The organism is Luteimonas sp. A611 (genome assembly GCF_054072715.1).
The window spans coordinates 1,006,397-1,027,827 of record NZ_JBSVRP010000001.1 but is presented as its reverse complement, the minus strand read 5'-3'; the positions used below and the strand labels follow the sequence as shown (position 1 = coordinate 1,027,827).

22 protein-coding genes are annotated in these 21,431 nt (G+C 70.1%); 14 read left to right on the top strand and 8 right to left on the bottom strand.

Going from position 1 to position 21,431, the window contains the following annotated elements:
• Window positions 1–90 precede the first annotated feature (90 nt).
• The 3 genes from mfd (at window position 91) to ACW5EG_RS04605 (ending at window position 4,805) form a co-directional block, all read left to right on the top strand.
• Window positions 91–3,642 carry a transcription-repair coupling factor gene (gene mfd, locus ACW5EG_RS04615; RefSeq protein WP_457020950.1) on the top strand — a complete coding sequence of 1,184 codons (3,552 nt, stop codon included), beginning with the start codon at window positions 91–93 and terminating at the stop codon, window positions 3,640–3,642.
• A 65-nt stretch (window positions 3,643–3,707) separates the two neighbouring features.
• The gene (locus tag ACW5EG_RS04610; protein WP_457020949.1) at window positions 3,708–4,217 is read left to right on the top strand and encodes a SixA phosphatase family protein; all 510 of its coding nucleotides are present in this window, start codon (window positions 3,708–3,710) and stop codon (window positions 4,215–4,217) included.
• Window positions 4,218–4,367: 150 nt separating this feature from the next.
• A complete protein-coding gene (locus ACW5EG_RS04605) occupies window positions 4,368–4,805 on the top strand; it encodes a hypothetical protein (protein WP_457017576.1) in 438 nt (145 codons plus the stop codon).
• A gap of 76 nt (window positions 4,806–4,881) precedes the next feature.
• Here the strand turns inward: ACW5EG_RS04605 and ACW5EG_RS04600 are convergent, their stop codons facing one another.
• The 5 genes from ACW5EG_RS04600 to ACW5EG_RS04580 all read right to left on the bottom strand — a co-directional run bounded on the left by ACW5EG_RS04600 (window position 4,882) and on the right by ACW5EG_RS04580 (window position 9,800).
• The gene (locus ACW5EG_RS04600) at window positions 4,882–5,328 is read right to left on the bottom strand and encodes a hypothetical protein (protein WP_457017575.1); all 447 of its coding nucleotides are present in this window, start codon (window positions 5,326–5,328) and stop codon (window positions 4,882–4,884) included.
• Between the two features lie 263 nt (window positions 5,329–5,591).
• Complete coding sequence (locus tag ACW5EG_RS04595) at window positions 5,592–6,476, bottom strand: pirin family protein (RefSeq protein WP_457017574.1); 885 nt, start codon at window positions 6,474–6,476, stop codon at window positions 5,592–5,594.
• A gap of 89 nt (window positions 6,477–6,565) precedes the next feature.
• Window positions 6,566–8,797: a bifunctional 23S rRNA (guanine(2069)-N(7))-methyltransferase RlmK/23S rRNA (guanine(2445)-N(2))-methyltransferase RlmL gene (gene rlmKL / locus ACW5EG_RS04590; protein ID WP_457020948.1), complete on the bottom strand. Its 2,232-nt coding sequence runs from the start codon at window positions 8,795–8,797 to the stop codon at window positions 6,566–6,568.
• Entirely contained in the window at window positions 8,794–9,330 is a 537-nt protein-coding gene (locus ACW5EG_RS04585; RefSeq protein WP_457017572.1) for a hypothetical protein, read from the bottom strand. Before ACW5EG_RS04585 ends, rlmKL begins: the two co-directional genes overlap by 4 nt.
• Window positions 9,327–9,800, bottom strand: coding sequence for an MOSC domain-containing protein (locus tag ACW5EG_RS04580; RefSeq protein WP_457021402.1), 474 nt, complete (start codon window positions 9,798–9,800; stop codon window positions 9,327–9,329). The genes ACW5EG_RS04585 and ACW5EG_RS04580 overlap by 4 nt, the downstream gene beginning before the upstream one ends.
• A gap of 49 nt (window positions 9,801–9,849) precedes the next feature.
• Between ACW5EG_RS04580 and ACW5EG_RS04575 the strand changes: the two genes are divergently transcribed.
• From ACW5EG_RS04575 to ACW5EG_RS04560, 4 genes are all read left to right on the top strand, one after another.
• Window positions 9,850–10,419 (top strand): N-acetylmuramoyl-L-alanine amidase, encoded by a 570-nt coding sequence (locus tag ACW5EG_RS04575; RefSeq protein WP_457020947.1) that lies wholly within the window; start codon window positions 9,850–9,852, stop codon window positions 10,417–10,419.
• A gap of 591 nt (window positions 10,420–11,010) precedes the next feature.
• On the top strand, window positions 11,011–11,907 hold the full coding sequence (gene tesB / locus ACW5EG_RS04570) for an acyl-CoA thioesterase II (protein WP_457017570.1): 897 nt from the start codon (window positions 11,011–11,013) through the stop codon (window positions 11,905–11,907).
• Between the two features lie 39 nt (window positions 11,908–11,946).
• A complete protein-coding gene (locus tag ACW5EG_RS04565; RefSeq protein ID WP_457020946.1) occupies window positions 11,947–12,762 on the top strand; it encodes a hypothetical protein in 816 nt (271 codons plus the stop codon).
• Window positions 12,763–12,818: 56 nt separating this feature from the next.
• On the top strand, window positions 12,819–13,955 hold the full coding sequence (locus tag ACW5EG_RS04560) for an RNA polymerase sigma factor (RefSeq protein WP_457020945.1): 1,137 nt from the start codon (window positions 12,819–12,821) through the stop codon (window positions 13,953–13,955).
• 506 nt (window positions 13,956–14,461) lie between these two features.
• Here the strand turns inward: ACW5EG_RS04560 and ACW5EG_RS04555 are convergent.
• Entirely contained in the window at window positions 14,462–15,118 is a 657-nt protein-coding gene (locus ACW5EG_RS04555; protein WP_457017567.1) for an EF-hand domain-containing protein, read from the bottom strand.
• A 147-nt stretch (window positions 15,119–15,265) separates the two neighbouring features.
• Here ACW5EG_RS04555 and ACW5EG_RS04550 point away from each other — a divergent pair, with 147 nt between their 5' ends.
• Window positions 15,266–15,988 carry an arginyltransferase gene (locus ACW5EG_RS04550; protein ID WP_457020944.1) on the top strand — a complete coding sequence of 241 codons (723 nt, stop codon included), beginning with the start codon at window positions 15,266–15,268 and terminating at the stop codon, window positions 15,986–15,988.
• Window positions 15,985–17,223, top strand: a complete 1,239-nt coding sequence (locus tag ACW5EG_RS04545) for an endonuclease/exonuclease/phosphatase family protein (protein ID WP_457017565.1) — start codon at window positions 15,985–15,987, stop codon at window positions 17,221–17,223. Before ACW5EG_RS04550 ends, ACW5EG_RS04545 begins: the two co-directional genes overlap by 4 nt.
• 107 nt (window positions 17,224–17,330) lie before the next feature.
• On the opposite strand, the gene ACW5EG_RS04540 is transcribed toward ACW5EG_RS04545, so the two are convergent.
• Together ACW5EG_RS04540 and purT are read right to left on the bottom strand one after the other, a co-directional pair.
• Window positions 17,331–17,633, bottom strand: a complete 303-nt coding sequence (locus tag ACW5EG_RS04540; RefSeq protein WP_457020943.1) for a hypothetical protein — start codon at window positions 17,631–17,633, stop codon at window positions 17,331–17,333.
• Between the two features lie 40 nt (window positions 17,634–17,673).
• Window positions 17,674–18,876, bottom strand: coding sequence for a formate-dependent phosphoribosylglycinamide formyltransferase (gene purT, locus ACW5EG_RS04535; RefSeq protein WP_457020942.1), 1,203 nt, complete (start codon window positions 18,874–18,876; stop codon window positions 17,674–17,676).
• Between the two features lie 163 nt (window positions 18,877–19,039).
• On the opposite strand from purT, the gene ACW5EG_RS04530 reads away from it, so the two are divergent.
• The 5 genes from ACW5EG_RS04530 (at window position 19,040) to ACW5EG_RS04510 (ending at window position 21,405) form a co-directional block, all read left to right on the top strand.
• Entirely contained in the window at window positions 19,040–19,888 is an 849-nt protein-coding gene (locus ACW5EG_RS04530) for an SPFH domain-containing protein (protein WP_457017562.1), read from the top strand.
• 5 nt (window positions 19,889–19,893) lie between these two features.
• Complete coding sequence (locus ACW5EG_RS04525; RefSeq protein WP_457020941.1) at window positions 19,894–20,172, top strand: hypothetical protein; 279 nt, start codon at window positions 19,894–19,896, stop codon at window positions 20,170–20,172.
• On the top strand, window positions 20,172–20,354 hold the full coding sequence (locus ACW5EG_RS04520) for an Arc family DNA binding domain-containing protein (protein WP_457017560.1): 183 nt from the start codon (window positions 20,172–20,174) through the stop codon (window positions 20,352–20,354). Before ACW5EG_RS04525 ends, ACW5EG_RS04520 begins: the two co-directional genes overlap by 1 nt.
• Complete coding sequence (locus tag ACW5EG_RS04515; RefSeq protein WP_457020940.1) at window positions 20,351–20,521, top strand: hypothetical protein; 171 nt, start codon at window positions 20,351–20,353, stop codon at window positions 20,519–20,521. Before ACW5EG_RS04520 ends, ACW5EG_RS04515 begins: the two co-directional genes overlap by 4 nt.
• A gap of 74 nt (window positions 20,522–20,595) precedes the next feature.
• Window positions 20,596–21,405, top strand: coding sequence for a M15 family metallopeptidase (locus ACW5EG_RS04510; protein WP_457020939.1), 810 nt, complete (start codon window positions 20,596–20,598; stop codon window positions 21,403–21,405).
• Window positions 21,406–21,431: the final 26 nt, after the last annotated feature.

The following is a 21,431-nucleotide window of genomic DNA, read 5'->3' as shown; positions in this document are numbered from 1 at the left end:
GCCCCTTGGGCTGCACGCGTTAAAATCCGGCCTTTCGAACGCTGGCAACGCCGTTGCCGGCGCGGTCGTGCTTTTCCGGAACCCGCGTAGATGCCCCCACAGGACAGCCCTTCCCCCCACCTGCCGCGCGCCGGCCAGCCCCGCGCCTGGTGGCGCGTGCCGGCCAGCCGCAGCGCCCTGGCCTGGCACGCCGCACGCGCGGCGCACGCGCAGTCGGCGCCGCTGCTGCTGATCGCCCGCGACAACCACGCCGCGCACCAGCTCGAATCCGACCTGCACACCCTGCTGGGCGCTGACGCGAGCCTGCCGGTGGTCCCCTTCCCGGACTGGGAAACCCTGCCCTGGGACCGCTTCAGCCCGCATCCGGACATCATTTCCCAGCGCCTGTCCACGCTGCTGCGCCTGCCGACCCTGCGCAGGCAGGCGATCGTGATCGTTCCGGTGCAGACCCTGCTGCAGCGGCTGCCGCCGCTGCGCTACGCGGTCGGCAGCGCGTTCGACGTGCGCGTGGGGCAGACGCTCGACCTCGATGCCGAGAAGCGCCGGCTGGGTGGCGCCGGCTACCGCAACGTGCCGCAGGTGTACGACCCGGGCGATTTCGCCGTGCGCGGCGGGCTGCTGGACGTGTACCCGATGGGCGCGACCGAGCCCTACCGCGTCGAGCTGTTCGACGACAGCATCGAGACAATCCGTGCCTTCGACCCCGAAACCCAGCGCTCGCTGGACAAGGTCGAGGCGGTGCGCATGCTGCCCGGGCGCGAGGTGCCCACCGACGCGGACGCACTCGGCGCGGTGCTCGACGCGCTGCGCGGCCGCTTCGACGTCGACACCCGGCGCAGTGCCCTGATGCAGGACCTCAAGGCTGGCATCGCGCCCGCCGGCATCGAGTACTACCTGCCGCTGTTCTTCGATTCGACCGCCACCCTGTTCGACTACCTCGCGCCCGGCACCCTGCCGCTGGTCGACGAAGGCGCACTGGAGGCCGCCGACCATTTCTGGAAGCAGGCCGGCGACCGGTACGAACAGTTGCGCCACGACATCGAGCGCCCGCTGCTGCCGCCGTCCGAGCTGTGGATGTCGCCCGAGACGCTGCGCGAACGGCTCAACGAAGGCCAGCGCATCGAGCTGTGCCCGCCCTCGCACCCGCGCCACGCGCAGGCACAGGCGCTGGGCGACCAGCCCGCGCCCGTGCTGCCGCTGGCACTGCGCGACAGCGCGCCGGGCGCTTCGCTCAAGAGCTTCCTGTCCAGCTACGGCGGCCGCGTACTGGTGGCCGCCGACTCGGCCGGTCGACGCGAGGCGCTGCTCGAGATGCTCGACGTGGCCGGCCTGGTCCCCGAGGTCCTGCCCGACTTCGCCACGTTCATTTCCGACCGTGGTCCCGGCGGAAGCGGCAAGCCGGCATCCGACGGCAAGGCCACCGATGCACGCGCGCACGACCCCGGCTTTGCCATCGCCGTCGCGCCACTCGACGACGGCTTCGCGCTCGACGCGCCGCACGTCGCGATCCTCACCGAGCGCCAGCTGTTCCCCGAGCGCGCCTCCCAGCCGCGCCGCCGCAAGCGCGCCGGCCGCGAACCCGAGGCGATCATCCGCGACCTGGGCGAGCTCGGCGAAGGCGCGCCGATCGTCCACGAGGACCACGGCGTCGGCCGCTATCGCGGCCTGGTCACGCTTGAAGCCGGCGGGCAGGCCGGCGAATACCTCGACATCGAATACGCCAAGGGCGACCGCCTGTACGTCCCGGTCGCGCAGCTGCACCTGGTCAACCGCTACTCCGGCGCCTCTCCCGAAACGGCGCCGCTGCATTCGCTCGGCGGCGAGCAATGGGCCAAGGCCAGGCGCAAGGCCGCCGAAAAGGTGCGCGACGTCGCCGCCGAGCTGCTCGAGATCCAGGCCAAGCGCATGGCACGCGCGGGCCTGGCGCTGACCGTCGACCGCGCCATGTACGAGCCGTTCGCCGCGGCCTTCCCGTTCGAAGAAACGCCCGACCAGCACGCCGCGATCGAGGCGGTGATCCGCGACCTCGGCTCCAGCCAGCCGATGGACCGCGTGGTCTGCGGCGACGTCGGCTTCGGCAAGACCGAGGTGGCGGTGCGCGCGGCCTTCGTCGCCGCGGCCGCCGGCAAGCAGGTGGCCATCCTCGTGCCGACCACACTGCTGGCCGAGCAGCACTACCGCAACTTCCGCGACCGCTTCGCCGACTGGCCGCTCAAGGTCGAGGTGCTGTCGCGCTTCAAGAGCACCAAGGAGATCAAGGCCGAGCTGGAAAAGCTGGCGGAAGGGAAGATCGACGTCATCGTCGGCACCCACCGTCTGCTGCAGAAGGACGTCAAGTTCAAGGACCTGGGCCTGGTCATCGTCGACGAGGAGCAGCGTTTCGGCGTGCGCCAGAAGGAAGCGCTGAAGGCGCTGCGCGCCAACGTGCACCTGCTCACCCTCACCGCCACTCCGATCCCGCGCACGCTCAACATGGCCATGGCCGGCCTGCGCGACCTGTCGATCATCGCCACACCGCCCGCGCACCGCTTGGCGGTACAGACTTTCATCCATGCCTGGGATGACGCGATGCTGCGCGAGGCCTTCCAGCGCGAGCTCTCGCGCGGCGGCCAGGTCTACTTCCTGCACAACGACGTCGAAAGCATCGGGCGCATGCAGCGCGAGCTGGAACAGCTGGTGCCGGATGCGCGCATCGGCATCGCCCACGGGCAGATGCCCGAGCGCGAGCTGGAGCGGGTGATGCTCGACTTCCACAAGCAGCGCTTCAACGTGCTGCTGTGCTCGACCATCATCGAGTCGGGCATCGACATCCCCAACGCCAACACCATCGTCATCAACCGCGCCGACAAGTTCGGCCTGGCCCAGCTGCACCAGCTGCGCGGCCGCGTGGGCCGCTCGCATCACCGCGCCTATGCCTACCTGGTGGTGCCCGACGGCCGTTCGATCACCGCCGATGCGCAGAAACGCCTGGATGCGATCGCCTCGATGGACGAACTCGGCGCCGGCTTCACCCTGGCCACCCACGACCTGGAAATCCGCGGCGCCGGCGAGCTGCTGGGCGAAGACCAGAGCGGGCAGATGGCCGAGGTCGGCTTCAGCCTCTACACCGAGCTGCTGGAGCGCGCGGTGCGCTCGATCCGCCAGGGCAAGCTGCCCGACCTGGACGAAACCGCCTATCGCGGCGCGGACGTGGAGCTGCACGTGCCGGCACTGATCCCGGATGCCTATCTGCCCGACGTGCACGCGCGCCTGACCCTGTACAAACGCATCAGCTCCGCGCGCGACGCCGACGAACTGCGCGAGCTGCAGGTCGAGATGATCGACCGCTTCGGCCTGCTGCCCGATCCGGCGAAGCAGCTGTTCGCCATCGCCGAGCTCAAGCTGCAGGCCACGGCGCTGGGCATCCGCAAGCTCGACCTGGGCGGCGCAGGCGGCCGACTGCAGTTCGCCGACCAGCCCGCGATCGACCCGATGGGCGTGATCCGCCTGATCCAGGGCCAGCCGAAGCACTACCGCATGGACGGCCCGGACAAGCTGCGCATCACCCTGGAGTTGCCCGACTTCGACACGCGACTCAAGGCCGCGCGCGGGCTGTTGGTGGCGCTCGCGCCCACCGGCGCACCGGCTGGACGGAAGCAGTGAGCGGCGACAGGCGGAATGCCCAAGCCGCTGTGGCGTGCCCACCTGCAGCCGCAGGCAGGCGCGGCGTGGCCCGCCTGTCGTGGCTGCTGGCCGCGCTCGTACTTGCCGCCTGCGCCACGCCGCAGCCGCGCGCCAGCACGGACGAGGTGGCCTTCGTCATCGTGCGACATGCGGAGAAGGCGGACGCTGTGGGCGGCGATCCCGCGCTGAGCGCCGCCGGCCGCGAACGCGCCGCATCGCTGGCACGCAGGCTGGCGGGCGCGAACGTCGTGGCGATCTACACCACCGGCTTCCGCCGCACCCGCGACACGGTCGCCCCCACCGCCACGGCGCAGGGACTGGCCGCCACCGTCTACGACGCGGATGAGCCGGCAACTATCCTGGTCGCACGGCTGAAGGCCGCACATCGCGAGGGCACGGTGCTGGTGGCCGGGCACAGCAACACCGTGCCGGACATCGTCGCCGCGCTGTGCAGCTGCGACGTCGCAGCCATGACCGAAACCGAGTTCGACCGGACCAGCACCGTCCGCATCGATGCCCGCGGGCGGGCGCGGCTGGAAACCGGGCGCTACTGACAATCAGGTGGAGCGGATGGGCCCGTCCGTGCATGCCCCGCAAACAGCGGGGCCATGCATGCAAAGCATGACGTCCGTCGGCTTTGGTGCGTTGCGTCATCCGCCTGCCCATGGCATGGTCGGGCGGTTCTCCCTTGCATGGACCGCCCGATGATCAAGCGCTGGATTCCGCTCGCCGCCCTGCTCGTGCCGCTGCAGGCCCTCGCCCAGGCAGGCAACTGCCCGGAACTGCCAACCGCCAGCGGACTGGAGTGGCAGATGTCCGAAGGCGCCGGCTTCCTGTATTGCCGGGCCATGCGCGAGACCGACGGCAGCCAGGCGTTCTCGGTGATGTTGCGCAGCGAATCGCCAATGCGGGAGCGCATGTCCCTGCGCGAGGAGCGCGGGGAGATCGACGGGCACGAAGTGCGCTGGTATCGCGGCGTTATCGCCGACCAGAGCGCGATCGTGCGCGAGACGGCGATCGAACTGGACGACGACGTGTTCGCGCATGTCGTGCTGCGCGCGGACAGCGAGCAACAGCTTGCCGAAAGCCGGCGCCTGGCCGAGGGCCTGCGTTTCCGCGATACGCGGCTGGGCAGCCACTAGCGCCACGGCCTTGACCGGGGGCGGCGCCTGGTCCACGTTGCTGCGGCCGGCGATACCGGCCGGCTGTCGCGAGCGGTCAGTCGCCGCCGACGGCGGTCGCGCGGAAGCGCAGCGCCTCGGCCAGCTGCTGGTTTTGTGCCAGCAGGTCCTCGGAGTCGGCGCGCACCACGATGTGCGCATTGCTCCGCCGGCCAAGTTCAACCAGCGTCTCGCGCACGTGCACCTCGCGCACCGTCGCCACCTCGCCGCGATACCAGCGCACCTTGTGGCCATCGATCACCGCGGATTCCTCACGCATCCCGCGCTCCGGTCGGAACGACGGATCAGCGCCCAGCATCACCGACAACGCCTGGGTACCGTCGCTCTGACGGATCGCCTTGCAGAATACGAAGTCGGGCCCCTGGACCACATCCCAGGCCACGGCAGCGCCCGTAGGCAGCTCGGGACAATTCTCTTCGGCCGCCTGCGCGGACCCCTGGCTCGACCACAGCAGGCCGGCCACCAGCAGGAAGATCGTTCTCATCGGAAATAGCTCCATGTAGCGAAGGGACCACGAGGTCACAGTCCTGCATGGGGGAAGGTGCCGTACCGCAACAGCGCCGCGGGTATCACGTACTGCAAGGGGGGCGAAGTCCATTTCCAAGGCCACTATAGCGGCGCGCGGCGGCCACCCGTGCTGCAGCGCCGCATCGACGGGCGGCGGCGACCGTTCCCCCGTCGCGCCGAGCGCGTCGCCCCGGCGGGATGTCCGATCGCTGGCCGGGCTGTCGCCAACCCGGCTGCCACTCAGAAACGGCCTTCCTGGTAGTCGACGAAGGCCTGCATGAGCTCCTGGCGGGTGTTCATCACGAACGGCCCATGGCGTGCGACCGGCTCACGCAGCGGACGCCCGGCGACCAGGATCAGGCGCACGCCCGCATCCCCGCCGCGCAGCGTCAGCAGCGCAGGCCCCGGCTCGCTGTCGAATCCGCCCCCGCCGAGCACGGCCAGCTCCTGCGCCACCAGTGGCCTGGCATCCTCGCCCGTACCGACGCTCGCGCTGCCCTCGAACGCGTAGGCGAACGCGTTGTGTCCGGCCGGCAGTTCGTACTGCCATTGCGTGTTTGCCGCGAGCGAGATGTCGAGATAGAGCGGGTCGGTGGCCGGCTGCGAGATCGGTCCACGCACGCCGTCGACCTCGCCGGCGATCAGCTTGATGCTGACGCCTTCGGCAGGCTCCAGCACCGGCAGCTGCGCCGGAGGGAATTCCTGGTAGCGCGGCGCGGTCATCTTGTCCTTCGCCGGCAGGTTCACCCACAGCTGGAAGCCGCGCATGCGGCCTGCCTCCTGCTCGGGCATCTCCGAATGCACCAGGCCGCGACCGGCGGTCATCCACTGCACGGCGCCGGGGACCAGCAGGCCCTCGTTGCCGTGGTTGTCGCGATGGCGCATGCGGCCATCGAGCATGTAGGTCACCGTCTCGAAGCCGCGGTGCGGATGGCTGGGGAAGCCAGCGAGATAGTCCTCCGGGCGATCGGTGCCGAACTCGTCGAGCAGCAGGAATGGATCCAGGTCGGGCAACTCGCCGCTGCCGATCACGCGGGTCAGCTTGACCCCCGCGCCATCGGACGCGGGCATGCCGCGCACCTTGCGGACGATGCGGGCCTGGCGGTCGGTATTTGTCGCGTTCATGGCGGTGTCCTCATGGAGTGCCGGCCAATATGGCGCGCCGATGCCGCCCGCAAAACCTGCACCGATGGAACGGTACTTGCCACCCCGCGCTACCGCCCCACCAGCCTCCAGGTCCGGTGGATGCGCGGATTGCGTGCGAAATCGGGCGGGATCGTGCCCGCGCTGACATCCTCGACCTCGGCGAACGCCGAGATCGCCTCCGCATCCAGCCGGAAGCGCCGGAAGTTGTTCGAGAAATACAGCACGCCGCCAAACGACAGCCGTGCCACCGCCAACCGCAGCAGCTCCACATGCGAGCGCTGCACGTCGAAGTCATCTGCGCGCGCAGAGTTGGAGAACGTGGGCGGATCGCAGAACACCAGGTCGTACTCGCCGCGATCCGCGCGCAGCCAGGCCATGGCGTCGGCCTGGACGATGCGGTGGCGGGTGCCGCCGATGCCGTTCTCGCGAAGGTTGTCGGCCAGCCACTCCAGGTAGGTGGCGGACAGGTCGACGCTGGTGGTCTGCGCGGCGCCGCCCACAGCCGCCTGCACCGTGGCCGCGCCGGTGTAGCAGAACAGGTTGAGAAAGCGCGAGTCACGCGCCTCCTGCGCGATGCGCAGGCGCAGCGGCCGGTGGTCGAGGAACAGGCCGGTGTCGAGGTAGTCGAACAGGTTCACCCGCAGCTTCGCGTCGCCCTCGCGCACGGTGATGAACTCGCCGCGATGGGCCAGGTTGCCGTACTTGCTGCCGCCCTTGCCGCGCGTGCGGGTCTTGAGCGCGATGCGCTCCCGCGGCACATCCAGCGCGTCGGCGGCACCGGCCATCAGCTCGCCCAGGCGCCTGCGCGTGACGGGCTCGGGGATTTCCGCCGGCGCCGCGTACTCCTGCACATGCAGCCAGCGCTCGCGCGAGCTCGCATCGGTGTATACGTCGACCGCGGCGGCGTGCTCGGGGATGTCGGCGTCGTAGGCACGGAAGCAGTCGACATGCTCGCGCTCACGCCAGGTCTTCGACGCCTTGAGCGTCTTGCGCAGGCGATTGGCGACCATGCGCGCACCCTCGGCCAACTCGCGCGGCGCGGCATCGGCGCGCATCGTCGGCTGCACCGGGTCGCAGACGATCAGGGTGCATTCGAGCGCGCCGTTGAACAGCTGGTAGCTCTTCTTGGCGCGCAGGCCGGTGGCGAATGCGAGTTCGCGATCACCGCACAGCAGGCTGGCGCGCCAACCGGGGACCACGCGCCGCAGCGCATTGCCAAGCGCGCGGTACAGCGCGGGATCGGCGGCCAGCCGCGCGTCGTAGGGCGGATTGCAGACGACGAGGCCGGGGGACGTGTCGGCCGGCGGAGATTGCGCCTCGCCGTCCTGCCGCGCCACGGCCGGTGCCTGCGCGGGCGCTACCGCCTGCGTGCCGCCCTCGGAAGGCGGGCCGATGTCGCCTGCATCCAGCTGCTCGATCCCGCGCACGTCCCAGCGGATCAGCTCGCGCAGTCCGGCCGCCGTCGCGTTCTCGCGCGCGGCGCGGATCGCCTGGGGATCCAGGTCACTGCCGTCGAACACTGGACGCAGCGACAGGCGCCCGGCGCGCTCGCGCGCCAGCGCGTCGTCGACCAGCACCCGCCACGCATCGATGTCGAAGCCGCGCCACCGGCTCGGCGCCACGTCGCCATGCCGCAGCAGGCCCGGCGCCACGTCGGCGGCCATCAGCGCGCCCTCGATCAGCAGGGTGCCGCTGCCGCACATCGGGTCGAGCAAACCGCCGCCCTGCGCGTACAGCGCCGCCCAGCCGCCGCGCATGAGCACCGCCGCGGCCAGCGTTTCCTTGAGCGGTGCATCGCCCTGTGCGCCGCGCCAGCCGCGCCGGTGCAGCGGACCACCGCCGAGGTCGACCGAGAGCAGCGCCCTGCCCTTGCGCACCACCAGGTTCAGGCGCAGGTCCGGCGCGGCGACATCGACGTCCGGGCGCGCGCCCGTCGCCTCGCGCAGCACGTCGACCACGGCATCCTTGACCCGCTGCGCGGCATAGCGCGCATGCGTGATGGCGCTGCCCGAGACGTGCGCATCGACTGCAAGTGTCATCTGCGTGTCGAGGTGCTCGGGCCAGGGCAGTTCGCGCGCGCCGCGATAGAGCGCATCGGTATCGGCGCACTCCCAATCGGACAGCGGCCACAGCACGCGGCTGGCCAGGCGCGACCACAGCACCGCACGCTGCGCGTCCACCAGGCTGCCTTCGGCATTGACGCCAGCCATGGCCGCGGTGGCGCGCGTGCAGCCGAGCGCGACCAGTTCGTCGGCCAGCAGGTATTCCAGGCCCTTGGCGCAGGAGGCGAAGAACCTCATTGCCCGATCCGCGCAAGCAGGGCGGCGAAGGCATTGGCCGAGGCCTGCACGCTGGCCGACAGGCGGTGCCTGTCATCGACCAGCAGCAGCTCCGCGCTGCGTGCGCGCGCCCATTCGACCACGTCGCCTGCGGCGATCAGTTCGTCGTGCCAGCCATGCACGATGCTGGTCGGAACGTCCGCCGCCTGCAGCGGCGGCGCCTCGCCCATGCTCGTGGGCGGCGCCATCAGGAACAGTCCGCGCACCGCGACGCGCAGAGAGACCTGGCCGGAAATCCAGGCGCCCAGGCTTGAACCGGCCAACACCAGCGGGCCGCGCATCGCGGCAGCTTCGGCCAGCGCGCGCAGGCGCTCAACGCGCGCGAGCACGTCGCCGACGCGGCTGATCCCGTGCTTCGCATCGAGGTCGGTGTAGTCCGGCCGCTCGTGGCTCCAGCCCAAGCGCGCGGCGACTTCGGCCAGCGCCGTGACCTTGGTTGCGTCGGGACCACTCTCGAACCCGTGCGAGAGGATGCAGTGTCCGCGGATGCTCATGCCTCCACCCATGCCACGGTGTCGCCCAGCCGCAGCGTGCCGCCCTCGAGGATGCGTGCGCACAGCCCGCCCATGCCGCGCATGGCGTTGTAGCCGCCCGCGCCGAGTGCGTCTTCCATGCGCGAGCAGGGATCGCAGGCGTCGGTGCCCTCCAGCAGCACCCCGCCGACACGGAAGCGCTGGCCCTTGAGCGCGGCCAGCGTGATCCCGGACACCACCAGGTTGCGGCGCAACGTGGCCGGCACGACCGCTCCATGCCCGGCAAGCGCCGCGATCACGGGCAGGTGTTCGGCCTGAATCAGGGTCACGCCGCGCTTGCCGCTGCCGCCGGCATAGCGGTCGCCGGCCAGGCCGCCGCCGGCCGCCGCCTCGACCGCGTCGACCTCGCGCATCGCCACGTTCCGGCCCGGACGCAGCCCGATCCACTGCACGATTCCGGCGCGCGGAAACCGCGACATCAGGGCGTGCATCTGTGTTCCGGGAGGCGGGATTTTCATTGCACAATGCTAGCATCGCCCGATGCCTGCGCCCTCCAGCGAGATCGGGATCGACGTCCATCACCTGCCCTATGTCGAGCGCCTGCAGGCACGTGCAGCAGAGGCGGTGGAGCTGGTCGTGATCCACTGCACCGAGCTGCCCGACCTGGCCACTGCGCGCGAATACGGTGAACGCGTGCTCTACGACGCGGGCACGGGCAACAGCGGCCACTGGTACATCGACCGCGACGGCAGCGTCGTCGAGTACGTACCGGCCACGCGCATCGCCCACCACGTGCGCGGGCGCAACGCAAATTCGGTCGGCATCGAGCTGGTCAACCGTGGACGCTTCCCGCACTGGCTGGACGCGGGCCACCAGGCGATGGATGAGCCCTATCCGGATGCGCAGATCGAGGCGCTGCTTGCGTTGCTCGCGCATCTGCACGCCGCCTTGCCAGCGCTCGAAGGCATCGCGGGCCACGAGGACCTCGACACCGAGCGCGTCCCGGCAAGCGACGACCCGACCGTCCTGGTATCCCGCAAGCGCGATCCCGGCCCGCTGTTTCCCTGGCCACAGGTGCTGGCCAGCTGCGGGCTGCGGCGACTGCCCTGAGAACTCCCTGCCGGGACTCCTTGTCCAGGGCACAACCCGTATACGGCAGAAATGGTTCTCCACCAATGTGCGGGAGGCTGCCCAAGCGCCAGGGATTGAATCGGGGTTCGGAACCGCGGGGGATCAAGGCATCGCCGGCAGGAGCAGCGACGAGGCGCGTCCTGGCGGCCGGGGATTGCGGCAAGCAAAACATGGATGTTTTGCGCGCGAGTCAGGGCAGGATGCCCTGACCGAGCGAAAAGCGATCCCCGGCCGACAGGGCGCGGCGTCCGACCGAAGCCAAGACGGCGGGGCACTTCTTCCCTATTGCATCCAACTTCCCCTTGATTGGAGAGGAACCAGAAAAATCCAGGGGAACGCGGGCTGCGGTAGGGCCACGACGCCCCGGCGGGGGATGGCGCACCGCCCGGGCAGACATCCTTGTCCGCACTCGCGGCCGCGGCACATCCATGTGCCGCTTGCACCATCCCCCGCCGGGTCGCCGCGGCTTTGCGACTCGCGGCACATGCCTTCGGCAGGATCCTGCTACTACGGCAAGCGCTTCCCGTGTCTTGCACTGGGCCTTGCTGCCATCCCCGTATAATCCGCGCCATGAATTCCGCCGTATCCGAATTGATCGAACTGCTTTCGCTTGAGCGGCTGGAGGACAACCTCTTCCGCGGGCAGAGCCGCGATATCGGTACCCGCTACGTGTTTGGCGGGCAGGTGCTGGGGCAGGCGCTGTCGGCGGCGCAGGCGACGATGCCCGAGCCCCGTCCGGCGCATTCGCTGCACGCGTATTTCTTGCGCGCCGGCGACGTCGAGCATCCGATCGTGTACCACGTCGACCGCACCCGCGACGGCGGCAGCTTCTCGGTGCGGCGGGTGACCGCGATCCAGCACGGCAAGGTGATCTTCTTCTGCGCGGCCTCGTTCCAGGAAGAGGAGAACGGCGCCGAGCACCAGCCGCCGATGCCGCAGGTGCCCGCCCCGGAGGACATCCGGCCAGCGGATCCGCTGGCGCCCGATGTGCTGGCGGCACTACCGAGCAAGGTGCGGCGCTGGCTGGACCGCGCCGGTCCGTTCGAATTCCGCCACGTCCACCCCCGAAACGACCTGGAGCCGGCGCGGCAGCCCCCGTTCAACCACGTCTGGTTCCGGCTGTCGGAGCGGGTTGGCGACGCCCCTGAGCTGCATCGCGCCCTGCTCGCCTACGCATCGGATTTCCATCTGCTGGGCACGACCACCTTCCCGCACGGCATCAGCTATTACCAGCCGAACGTGCAGATGGCTTCGCTCGACCATGCGCTGTGGTTCCATCGTCCGTTCCGCGCCGACGAGTGGCTGCTGTATGCGATCGACAGCCCGAGCGCGCAGGGTTCTCGCGGGCTGGCGCGCGGCCAGATCTTCTCGCGCGACGGGCGGCTGGTGGCCAGCGCCGCGCAGGAAGGAATGATCCGCGTGCTTGGGGACGCCGACACGGCTCCGGCGAAGGGCCAGGGCGCCTGATGGCGACGCGGCCGACCACGAGCGGATGCAGGGGCTGACATGCGCCAGGTCTTCAGCAGTGCCCGCATCGAGAACGTGCAGGCCGTGGCGAAACTGCTCGCCGACGAAGGGATCGAGGTGCGGGTCGAGGACGGGCAGCGCTACCGGCGTTCGATCCGCAGCGGCTTCAGCTATCGCGAAAGCGGTGGCAACGCGTCGCGCGCCAGCGTGTGGGTGGTGCGTTCGGACGACCAGTCACGCGCGCGCCAGTTGCTGCACGCGGCAGGACTGCTGGAAGCCACGCCGGCCAATCCCGCCAGCTTCCTGCCCGGGTCCGGGCACGCCGCGCGAGCGGCCGCGCCCAAGCGGCGCGCGCAGGTGGGGCTGGGCATGTTCCTTGTCGCGGCGGTGGCGCTGGCGCTGTGGCTCAACCAGTTCCGCACCCCGGGCTGGGACCTGCCGACGCCGGTGACCCGCACCGCGCCGGCCAATGCTCCGCTCGATCCATCACTGCAGGCGATCAACACCGTCGATGCCGTGCACCTCGTCCCGACTCCGCCCGCGCTGGCGGTGACGCTGGCCGTGGCCGAGCAGGCGCGCGTGCCAGGCGCACAGCTGTGCCTGTCGGTGGACGGGCAGGACCCAGGCGAGGCCACGCAGGCCGCGGCGCGCGAAGCAGGCCTCGACCCTGCACCCGCGTCCGCCTGCCCCGGGGCCGGCGACGTGCTGCGCGTGGACGTGTCCGATTACCGCACCGACGGCTCGGGCGCGGGCACGATCGCGCTGGACGTGGCCCGCGGCGACGCCGCACCGGCCGTCCGGCAGCTCGACGTCCGCCGCGAGGGCGATGCATGGCAGGTCGGCGATACACTCTGAGCGGTCACATCGGTCGCCGCCGCGCGTCCCGTCACGAAGCCAACTGACGAAGCCGCATGTCCAACGAAGCGATCGACCTGCTGATCAAGCGTGAACTGCCGGCCGCCGTCCGTGGCGACCGCGACGCCTACGGGCGCATCATCGTCGCCAGCCAGAACGCGGTCACCGCAGTGGCCCTGGCCATCACCCGCGACGTGCACACCAGCGAGGACATCGCGCAGGAGGCCTTCCTCTCGGCCTGGCACCATCTGCCGCGGCTCAAGAACCCGTCGAGCTTCCTGCCGTGGCTGCGGCAGATCACCCGCAACCTCGCACACGACCACCTGCGCGGCCGCCGCAACCGCATGCTCGACGGCGAGGTCGCTGATCTTGCGATCCAGCATGCCGCCGACCCGGACGGTTGCCCGATGGAGCAGGCGCTCGATGCCGAGCGCGACGCGGTCGCCGCCGACCTGATTTCCGAGCTGCCGGAGGAGAGCCGCGAGGCGCTGCTGCTGTACTACCGCGAGGGGCAGAGTTCCAGGCAGGTGGCGATGTTGCTTGGCCTGTCCGATGCTGCCGTGCGCAAGCGCCTGTCGCGCGCGCGCCAGAGCGTGCGCGAGGACCTGCTGCAGCGCTTTGGCGAGTTCGCGCGCAGCAGCGCACCTTCGGCGGCGTTCGCTGTCGGCGTCACTGCCACCCTCGGCATCGCCAAGCCGGCGGCCGCGGCCGGCCTGGGCCTGGCCACCAGGTCGCTGGCGGGTAGCCTGCTCGCGCGCTTTGCGCTGGGTTTCGCGGGCGCCGCGGCCGGCGGCCTGCTTGGCGGCCTGGTCGCCGCATGGTTCGCGCGCAGCATCATCCTCGACTACGCCGACGATCCGGCCGAACGCAACATGCTGCTGCGCTTCTCGCGCCGCTACATCGCGTTCTCCCTGGTGATGATCGCCGCGATCGTCGGCACCCACCTGGTGTTCCGCGATGCGTCCCACACCTTCATCGCCATCGCCGTCGCCATGCTCGCCATGAACTGGCAGCTGCTGGTGATCCTGCCCAGGCACATAAACCCGCTGCTCGCGCGCGATGCCCGTCGCGATCCGGTGGGCGCCAGGCAGCGCCTGCTGGCCTATCGCCTGACCTGGGGCCGTAGCGGCGTGCTGATGAGCAACCTCATCGTGATCGGCTCGCTGGTCATCGCGCACCTGCATTTCGCGTGACGCGGCGGCGACGCCACTGCCCGCTCCGGGACCGGAAAGAACCATAAGAGGTTCTTCCCCAACCGAGGGGAGTTCGCCCGATCTGAAGCGACTGGATCAGCCCTGCGTCCGGGGGTCGTCCCGGGCCGGGGATTGCTCCTCGGCTCGGTCAGCCATCCATGGCTGACTCGCCGCCGCAGCGCATCCATGCGCTGCTCTCCGCAACCCCCGCCCCGCAACGACCATCGCCCAGTCACTGGCGTGGCTTCGAAAAAGCTGCCCATCGAAGCATCGCAGCAGCAGTAGAGCGAGCCGTGCCCTGGCGACCGGGGGTCGCGGAAAGCAAAACATGGATGTTTTGCGCGTGAGTCAGGGCAGGATGCCCTGACCGAGCGAAAAGCGATCCCCGGTCGACAGGGCGCGGCGTCAATTCGAAGCCTGCGCCGGCCTTCTAGTTTGATTGGGGGCAGAACCAAAAAAAGCCCGCGTCCAGGGACGCGGGCCTCCGAGTCATGCAGTGACGGGAATCAGCGCTTCATAGGACGCAATTCATCGCGGCTCAGGAAGCCGTCGCGGTTGTCGTCCATCCAGGCGAAGCGGTCGGACAGGCGCGGCATCTTCTCGTCCACCTCGACGCGGCTGAGCTTGCCGTCGCTATTGAGGTCGGCGGCAGCGAAGCGCTCGTCGAAGCGCTTGCGCATCTCTGCTTCGCGCTGCGGACGCTGGCGCTCGTGCCAGGCGCCGATCTCGCTGCGGACGAGATGGCCGTCGCGGTTGGCATCGATCGCGGCGAAGTGCTCGACCAGCGGATTGGCACGCTTGCCGCGCGCATTGGCGCTCGCTTCGACTTCGGCGCGACTGAGGCGACCATCGCCGTCGGTGTCCAGTCGCGCATGGTCGCGGTGGGCGCCGTGCTGCGGGCGCTTGCCGCCATGGTGGCCGTGCCTGCGCTGCGGGCGCTCGCTGGCCTCGAGGCGTCCGTCGCCATTGCGGTCGAGTCGATCGAAACGCTCGGCCAGGCGCGGGGATTTCGCCGCTTCGGCGCGATCGATCACGCCGTCGCCGTTGGTATCCAGCGTGGCCTTGGCGCTGCGCTGGGTGGAGGTTGCCGGCTCGGCGGCGGTTGCGCCCGCAGCAGTCAACACGGCCAGGGTGAGCGCGGTGAACAGGATCCTGTGCTTCATCTGCGGTGTTCCTCGAAGGTGCGGCTCCAGCGCCGCCGTGCACCCATCAACGCATCGTCCGCGGCAACCGTTGACCCGGCGGCCGCGCGATTCAGCTGGCGGTCGGTCGCGGCGCCTGCGACAGCCACGCAGTATGCTGGCCTCGGCATGGGCGAAAACGACAACCTGCGGCTGTTCCACACCGGCGAGCACGCCTGCGGCTACTGGCCCGAGCGCGTGGCGCGCGACCTCGTGTTCGATCCGCACGACGAGCGCCTGGCCGCGTTCTATCCGCAGGCGCTGGAGTGGGGCTTCCGCCGCTCCGGCGATATCGTCTACCGCCCGCACTGCCAGGGCTGCCGCGCCTGCGTCGCGGTGCGGATCGCGGTCGACGCGTTCGCTGCCGACCGCAGCCAGCGTCGCTGCCTGGCGCAAAACGCAGCGATCGAAGCGCGCATCCTGCCCGCCGAGCGCAGCGACGAACGGCTTGCGCTGTACCGGCGCTACCTCGTCGCGCGCCATCCGGGCGGCGGCATGGACGGGCACGGCCCGCACGAGTTCGATCAGTTCCTGGTCGGCAGCTGGGCCAACACGCGTTTCCTCGAGCTGCGCGAGCATGGCCGCCTGCTCGCCATCGCCGTGACCGACATCGATGAGAAGGCGATGTCGGCCGTCTACACCTTCTATGATCCGGACGAGGCCGCGCGCGGCCTTGGCACGCTGGCGATCCTGCGCCAGATCGAATGGGCGCGGCGCGAAGGCCGTCGCCACCTCTACCTGGGCTACTGGATCGCAGGGCACGACAAGATGGACTACAAACGCAGGTTCCGCCCGCTGGAAGGCTTCGATGGCCGTCGCTGGCGCCCCTTTGAAGCGATCGCGGCGGAATGAGCCGCCGCCTGACCGCGCTGCTTGCGCTCGCCGCCCTGTCTGCGCTGGCGCTGGCCGCCTGCGTGCGGGTCAACGTCCACGGCACCCCGCCGCAGTCCGGATCCCCGATGCCCGACCCCGCCCCGCTTCGCGTCGCCAGCTACAACGTCTCGCTCTTCGACGAAGACACGGGCGGGCTGGTCCAGCGGCTGGAGCTCGGCAACGCCCAGGCGCGGCGCATCGCCGCGGTGCTGCAGAAGGTGCGACCGGACATCGTCCTGCTCAACGAGTTCGACCACGACCCTCAAGGCCGCGCGGCCGACCTGTTCCAGCGCGACTACCTCGAGCAGCCCCAGCCCGGCGGCGGAGAGCCGCTGCACTATCCCCACCGCTACATGGCGCCGGTCAACACCGGCGTGCCGAGCGGCCTGGACCTCGACGGCAGCGGCAGCGTCGGCGGCCAAGGCCGCGAGCGAGGCAATGACGCCTGGGGCTACGGACTGCATCCCGGCCAGTACGGCATGCTGCTGCTGTCGAAACATCCGATCGACGCGGCACAGGCGCGCACCTTCCAGCTGCTGAAGTGGAGTGCGATGCCCGGCGCGCGGCGTCCGGTCGATCCCGTGACCGGGCAGCCCTTCCACAGCGATGCGGTGTGGCGCCAGCTGCGGCTGTCGTCGAAATCGCACTGGGACGTGCCGGTGCGCACGCCGCTGGGCGTGGTGCACGTGCTGGCCTCGCATCCCACGCCACCGGCCTTCGACGGGCCGGAACGTCGCAACGTGCTGCGCAACCATGACGAGATCAGGCTGTGGCGCGAATACCTCGCACCCGAAGCAGGCCAGGCATCCTGGTTGTGCGATGACGCCGGCCGCTGTGGCGGGCTGGACGCGGACGTGCGCTTCGTGATCCTCGGCGATCTCAACAACGATCCCGTCGACGGCGCCGGGGAACACGCCGCCATCGTCTCGCTGCTCGAACATCCGCGCGTGCTGCGCCACGCGGCTCCGGGCAGCGAGGGCGCAGACCTGGCCTCGCGCATCGACCCGGGCAATGCCGCGCACCGCGGCGCGCACGCGCACGACACCGGTCGCTTCGGGCCGCGCGTGGGCAACCTGCGCCTGGACTATGCGCTGCCGTCCACCGGCTTCCGGCTTGCGGGTACGGGCGTGTTCTGGCCACCGCGGGGTCATCCGGACGAAGACATCGCCGCGGCCAGCGATCATCACCTGGTGTGGGTGGACCTGTTGCGTTGAGTGGGCGTGCAGGCACACGCATCTGGCTTACGGCACCTGCGGGAGCGGCTTCGACCGTTCTCCGGTGATCCGCGAACCTGCAGCTGCGTTCGCGGCTGAAGCCGCTCCTACGGCGGGGTTCCGTCCGCTGCTGGCGCATGCGGGCGGAAGCCGAAACTCCCGGCCTGCTGGCTCGAGACGATCATCCGGACCATGCTGGTCGGCACCAGCAGGTCGAGGGTCGCGTCCTGGTCCTGCGGCGTCCTGCCCGACATCGTCATCTCGACGAAGGCGCCGGCCGTATCGATCTCATGGCAGAGCAGGTGCGCGCCGCCGCTTCCGCTGTCCTGCAGGTACGGCCTGATCGCATCGCCCAGCGCTTCCAGCGCCTGTGGATAGAAGAATACGGCGTAGCCGTTGCTGCCTTTCATGCCTGCTCCATTGGGGACGCGCCGCACGCGGGGGTGCGCGCTATTGGAGATCGATGGTAATCGCCGCGGTCGCATCGCGCGCGACCGCGCGTGCCGCGTCGATCGAATCGGCTCGCGCAAGCGTCACGCCCACCCGGCGCTGGCCGTCGACACGCGGCTTGCCGAACAGGCGCAGCGCGGTGTCGGGCGCGTGCAGTGCGGCCTGGATGTTGCCGAACGCCGGTACGCCGTGGCCCTGCGCCAGCATCGCGCTCGAGGCCGACGGCCCGCGCTGCGGGATGAAGCCACCATCCTCGGCACCCACCGGCAGGCCCAGGATGGCGCGCGCGTGCAGCGCGAACTGGCTGAGATCCTGCGAGACCAGGGTCACCAGGCCGGTGTCGTGCGGCCGCGGCGACACCTCGCTGAACCAGACCTCGTCGCCCTTCACGAACAGCTCCACGCCAAACACGCCCCAGCCGCCGAGATCGTCGGTGATGGCGCGCGCGATCTCCATCGAACGCGCCAGCGCGCCTGGCGACATCGGCTGCGGCTGCCAGCTTTCGCGATAGTCGCCGTCGCGCTGCAGGTGGCCGATCGGCGCGCAGAACGAGGTGCCGCCGGCGTGGCGCACAGTGAGCAGGGTGATCTCGTAGTCGAAATCGACGAAGCCCTCGACGATGCAGCGGCCCGCGCCGGTGCGCCCGCCTGTCTGCGCGTAGTCCCAGGCCGGGTCGATGTCGGCCTCGCCGCGCAGCGTGCTCTGGCCCTTGCCCGAGGACGACATCGCCGGCTTGACCACGCAGGGCAGGCCAATGGCCGCCACCGCCTCGCGGTATTCGGCCCCGGTGTCGACGAAACGGTAGGCAGAAGTCGGCAAGCCCAGGGTTTCCGCGGCAAGCCGGCGGATGCCCTCGCGGTCCATGGTCAGCCACGCCGCACGCGCGGTCGGAACCACGCGCTGGCCGCGGTCGCGCTCCAGCGTCACCAGGGTCGGGGTGTGGATGGCCTCGATCTCGGGCACGACCAGGTGCGGCTGTTCGCATTCGACCAGGGCGGCGAGCGCGGCCGGGTCGAGCATGTCGAGCACATGGCTGCGATGCGCGACCTGCATCGCCGGCCCATCGGCATAGCGGTCTGCGGCGATCACCTCCACGCCCAGACGCTGCAGCTCGATAGCGACTTCCTTGCCCAGTTCGCCCGACCCCAGCAGCAGCACGCGGGTGGCCGAGGGTGACAGGGGGGTGCCGAGGGAGGTGGGCATGGGCAGGTCCGGGTACGGGGCCGCCATTCTAGCCAGCGCCGGACCGGGGCCACGCAAGCGCTTCGGCGCAGTGCTGCCTAAAATCTTGACAATTTGACATCAGATTGATATCAATCAGGCACGCACTGCTTTCCCCGCGCGCACCCCAGTCCCGAGGCACACCATGAAAGAGAACCCGATCCGTTCGCTGCCCGGCATTCCGGTGCTGCTGGTCCTGCTGGCGCTCATCGCCACCGCCGTCTGGATGTTCCTGCAGGGCAGCGTGCTGCCGATCCTGGCGATCGTCGTGGCGCTGGGCAGTGCGTTCCTGATGCTTGGCGCCTACATGGTCGAACCCAACCAGGCGGCCGTGCTCAGCCTGTTCGGCAAGTACGTGGGCACAGCCAAGGAAAACGGGCTGCGCTGGAACAACCCATTCTTCAGCAAGAGGAAAGTCTCGCTGCGGGTGCGCAACTTCGAGAGCGGCAAGCTCAAGGTCAACGAGCTGGACGGCTCGCCGATCGAGATCGCTGCGGTGATCGTCTGGCGCGTGGTCGATTCGGCCGAAGCGGTGTTCAACGTCGACGACTACGAGAGCTTCGTGCACATCCAGTCCGAGGCGGCGCTGCGCGCAATGGCGACCAGCTATCCCTACGACCAGCACGAGGAGGGCGACATCTCCCTGCGCAGCCATCCGGTCGAGATTTCCGACCGGCTCAAGGAACAGCTGGACGAGCGCCTGACTGCCGCCGGCGTCGACGTGGTGGACGCCCGCATCAGCCACCTCGCCTACGCCCCCGAGATCGCCCAGGCGATGCTGCAGCGGCAGCAGGCCAACGCGGTGATCGCCGCACGCACCCGCATCGTCGCCGGCGCGGTCGGCATGGTGGAGATGGCGCTGGCGGAACTGGAGAAGAACGGCACGGTGAAGCTGGACGAGGAGCGGCGCGCGGCGATGGTCAGCAACCTGCTGGTCGTGCTGTGCGGCGACCGCAGCACCCAGCCGATCGTCAACGCCGGCTCGCTGTACTGAGCGCCATGCACGCCCTGGGATCACTGCTGATCGCCCTGACCGCGCTGCCCGCGCTGGGCATCGCCGCGTGGCAGGCCCGCGCCGCCGCGTCCGATCCCAAGGCGCGTGGCCTGGCACTGCGCTGGGCCGGGATCGCCCTGGCCATGTTCGGCGGCGCGGTGGGCATGTACTTCGCCGGTGCCGACCGCGGGCTGGCGACCACGATCGCGATCCTCATGGTGGTCGCGGTCAACGTGCTGCTGCTCTCGATGATCCTGCACATGCGCGGACGGGCGCGGCGCTGATGGCCGAGCGCAAGGCCTATCCGCTGCGGATCGGTGCCGACGTGCTGTCGGCGGCGCAGCAGTGGGCCGACGACGAACTGCGCAGCCTCAATGCCCAGATCGAATACGTGCTGCGCGACGCGCTGCGCAAGGCCGGGCGGCTGCCGCAGGCGGACGCACCCAACGAAAAGGACGTGCCATGAGCAAGCGTTGGCAGTACAGGATCCATGAGATCAAGCCGAAGTTCCTCGGCCTCAAGGCCGTCGACATCGAGGAGGAGCTGTCCCGGCTCGGCCAGCAGGGATGGGAGCTGGTTTCGGTCGTCCAGGCCGGGATGGTCGTGCGGTGCTACCTGAAGAAGGAGCAATGACCAGGTGCGACGCAGGCCGCGAGAGGCCGTGGCGTGAACTGGCGCCACACCGGGCGCGTCGATAAGCTGCGCCCATGCGCGTCCTTCCCCGCACCCTGCTCAACACGCCGGAGATCGAGCTGTGGCCAGCCTGGCTGCTGCGCGCGCGCAGCAATGGCGATGCGCGGATCGTCTCGCGCGCCACGCGGGTGCTGCGGCGCAAGCGCGACGGCTGCTACCTGGCAGCGGTGCTGCCCGAAGGCCTGATGCCGCTGGTGCCGCGCCTCGTGCGCGAGCCGGGCGTGGACGATGCGCTCGACCTGCTCGACGGCGAACCCGCACGCGACAGCGTGAGTGAAACCGGAACATTGCCGCTGCACCGCCTGGCCGAACGCCTCGATGCGCTGGGCCTGGAGGCCGACGACTACGCCGCCCGCAGCGCCCTGGCGCTCGTACCCGAGCCCGGCCTGCTGGCGCTGGCCGGCTTCGACCGCTACCGCCGCCCGCTATGGCTGCTGCCCGAGGCGGCGCGCGCCTGGCAGCGCATGCGCGAGGCGGCCGCACGGGACGGCGTGGCGCTCGATGCCATCTCCGGCTACCGCAGCCACGATTACCAGCTGGGCATTTTCGAGCGCAAGCGCGCACGCGGACTCGCGCTGGCGCAGATCCTCACGGTCAACGCAGCGCCGGGCTTCAGCGAACACCATTCGGGCGAAGCGCTGGATATCGGCGCGCCGGGAGAACCCCCCGCGGAGGAATCGTTCGAGCAGACCGCCGCATTCGCCTGGCTGCAGCAGCACGCCGACGATTTCGGCTTCTCCATGAGTTATCCGCGCGACAACGCACACGGGATCGTGTACGAGCCCTGGCACTGGCGGTACGCGGGCGTCCCGACGGCGCGATAAACCGCACTCGCCGCGCCGCGCACTTC

Coding starts and splice junctions, on each gene's coding strand:
- ACW5EG_RS04565 (WP_457020946.1), top strand. CDS start 11,947: ATGCGCCAGGTCTTCAGCAGTGCCCGCATCGAGAACGTGCAGGCCGTG.
- ACW5EG_RS04515 (WP_457020940.1), top strand. CDS start 20,351: ATGAGCAAGCGTTGGCAGTACAGGATCCATGAGATCAAGCCGAAGTTC.
- ACW5EG_RS04585 (WP_457017572.1), bottom strand. CDS start 9,330: ATGAGCATCCGCGGACACTGCATCCTCTCGCACGGGTTCGAGAGTGGT.
- ACW5EG_RS04555 (WP_457017567.1), bottom strand. CDS start 15,118: ATGAAGCACAGGATCCTGTTCACCGCGCTCACCCTGGCCGTGTTGACT.
- ACW5EG_RS04580 (WP_457021402.1), bottom strand. CDS start 9,800: ATGCACGCCCTGATGTCGCGGTTTCCGCGCGCCGGAATCGTGCAGTGG.
- ACW5EG_RS04560 (WP_457020945.1), top strand. CDS start 12,819: ATGTCCAACGAAGCGATCGACCTGCTGATCAAGCGTGAACTGCCGGCC.
- mfd (WP_457020950.1), top strand. CDS start 91: ATGCCCCCACAGGACAGCCCTTCCCCCCACCTGCCGCGCGCCGGCCAG.
- ACW5EG_RS04545 (WP_457017565.1), top strand. CDS start 15,985: ATGAGCCGCCGCCTGACCGCGCTGCTTGCGCTCGCCGCCCTGTCTGCG.
- ACW5EG_RS04575 (WP_457020947.1), top strand. CDS start 9,850: ATGCCTGCGCCCTCCAGCGAGATCGGGATCGACGTCCATCACCTGCCC.
- ACW5EG_RS04600 (WP_457017575.1), bottom strand. CDS start 5,328: ATGAGAACGATCTTCCTGCTGGTGGCCGGCCTGCTGTGGTCGAGCCAG.
- ACW5EG_RS04605 (WP_457017576.1), top strand. CDS start 4,368: ATGATCAAGCGCTGGATTCCGCTCGCCGCCCTGCTCGTGCCGCTGCAG.
- ACW5EG_RS04550 (WP_457020944.1), top strand. CDS start 15,266: ATGGGCGAAAACGACAACCTGCGGCTGTTCCACACCGGCGAGCACGCC.
- ACW5EG_RS04510 (WP_457020939.1), top strand. CDS start 20,596: ATGCGCGTCCTTCCCCGCACCCTGCTCAACACGCCGGAGATCGAGCTG.
- ACW5EG_RS04595 (WP_457017574.1), bottom strand. CDS start 6,476: ATGAACGCGACAAATACCGACCGCCAGGCCCGCATCGTCCGCAAGGTG.
- ACW5EG_RS04525 (WP_457020941.1), top strand. CDS start 19,894: ATGCACGCCCTGGGATCACTGCTGATCGCCCTGACCGCGCTGCCCGCG.
- tesB (WP_457017570.1), top strand. CDS start 11,011: ATGAATTCCGCCGTATCCGAATTGATCGAACTGCTTTCGCTTGAGCGG.
- rlmKL (WP_457020948.1), bottom strand. CDS start 8,797: ATGAGGTTCTTCGCCTCCTGCGCCAAGGGCCTGGAATACCTGCTGGCC.
- ACW5EG_RS04520 (WP_457017560.1), top strand. CDS start 20,172: ATGGCCGAGCGCAAGGCCTATCCGCTGCGGATCGGTGCCGACGTGCTG.
- ACW5EG_RS04530 (WP_457017562.1), top strand. CDS start 19,040: ATGAAAGAGAACCCGATCCGTTCGCTGCCCGGCATTCCGGTGCTGCTG.
- purT (WP_457020942.1), bottom strand. CDS start 18,876: ATGCCCACCTCCCTCGGCACCCCCCTGTCACCCTCGGCCACCCGCGTG.
- ACW5EG_RS04540 (WP_457020943.1), bottom strand. CDS start 17,633: ATGAAAGGCAGCAACGGCTACGCCGTATTCTTCTATCCACAGGCGCTG.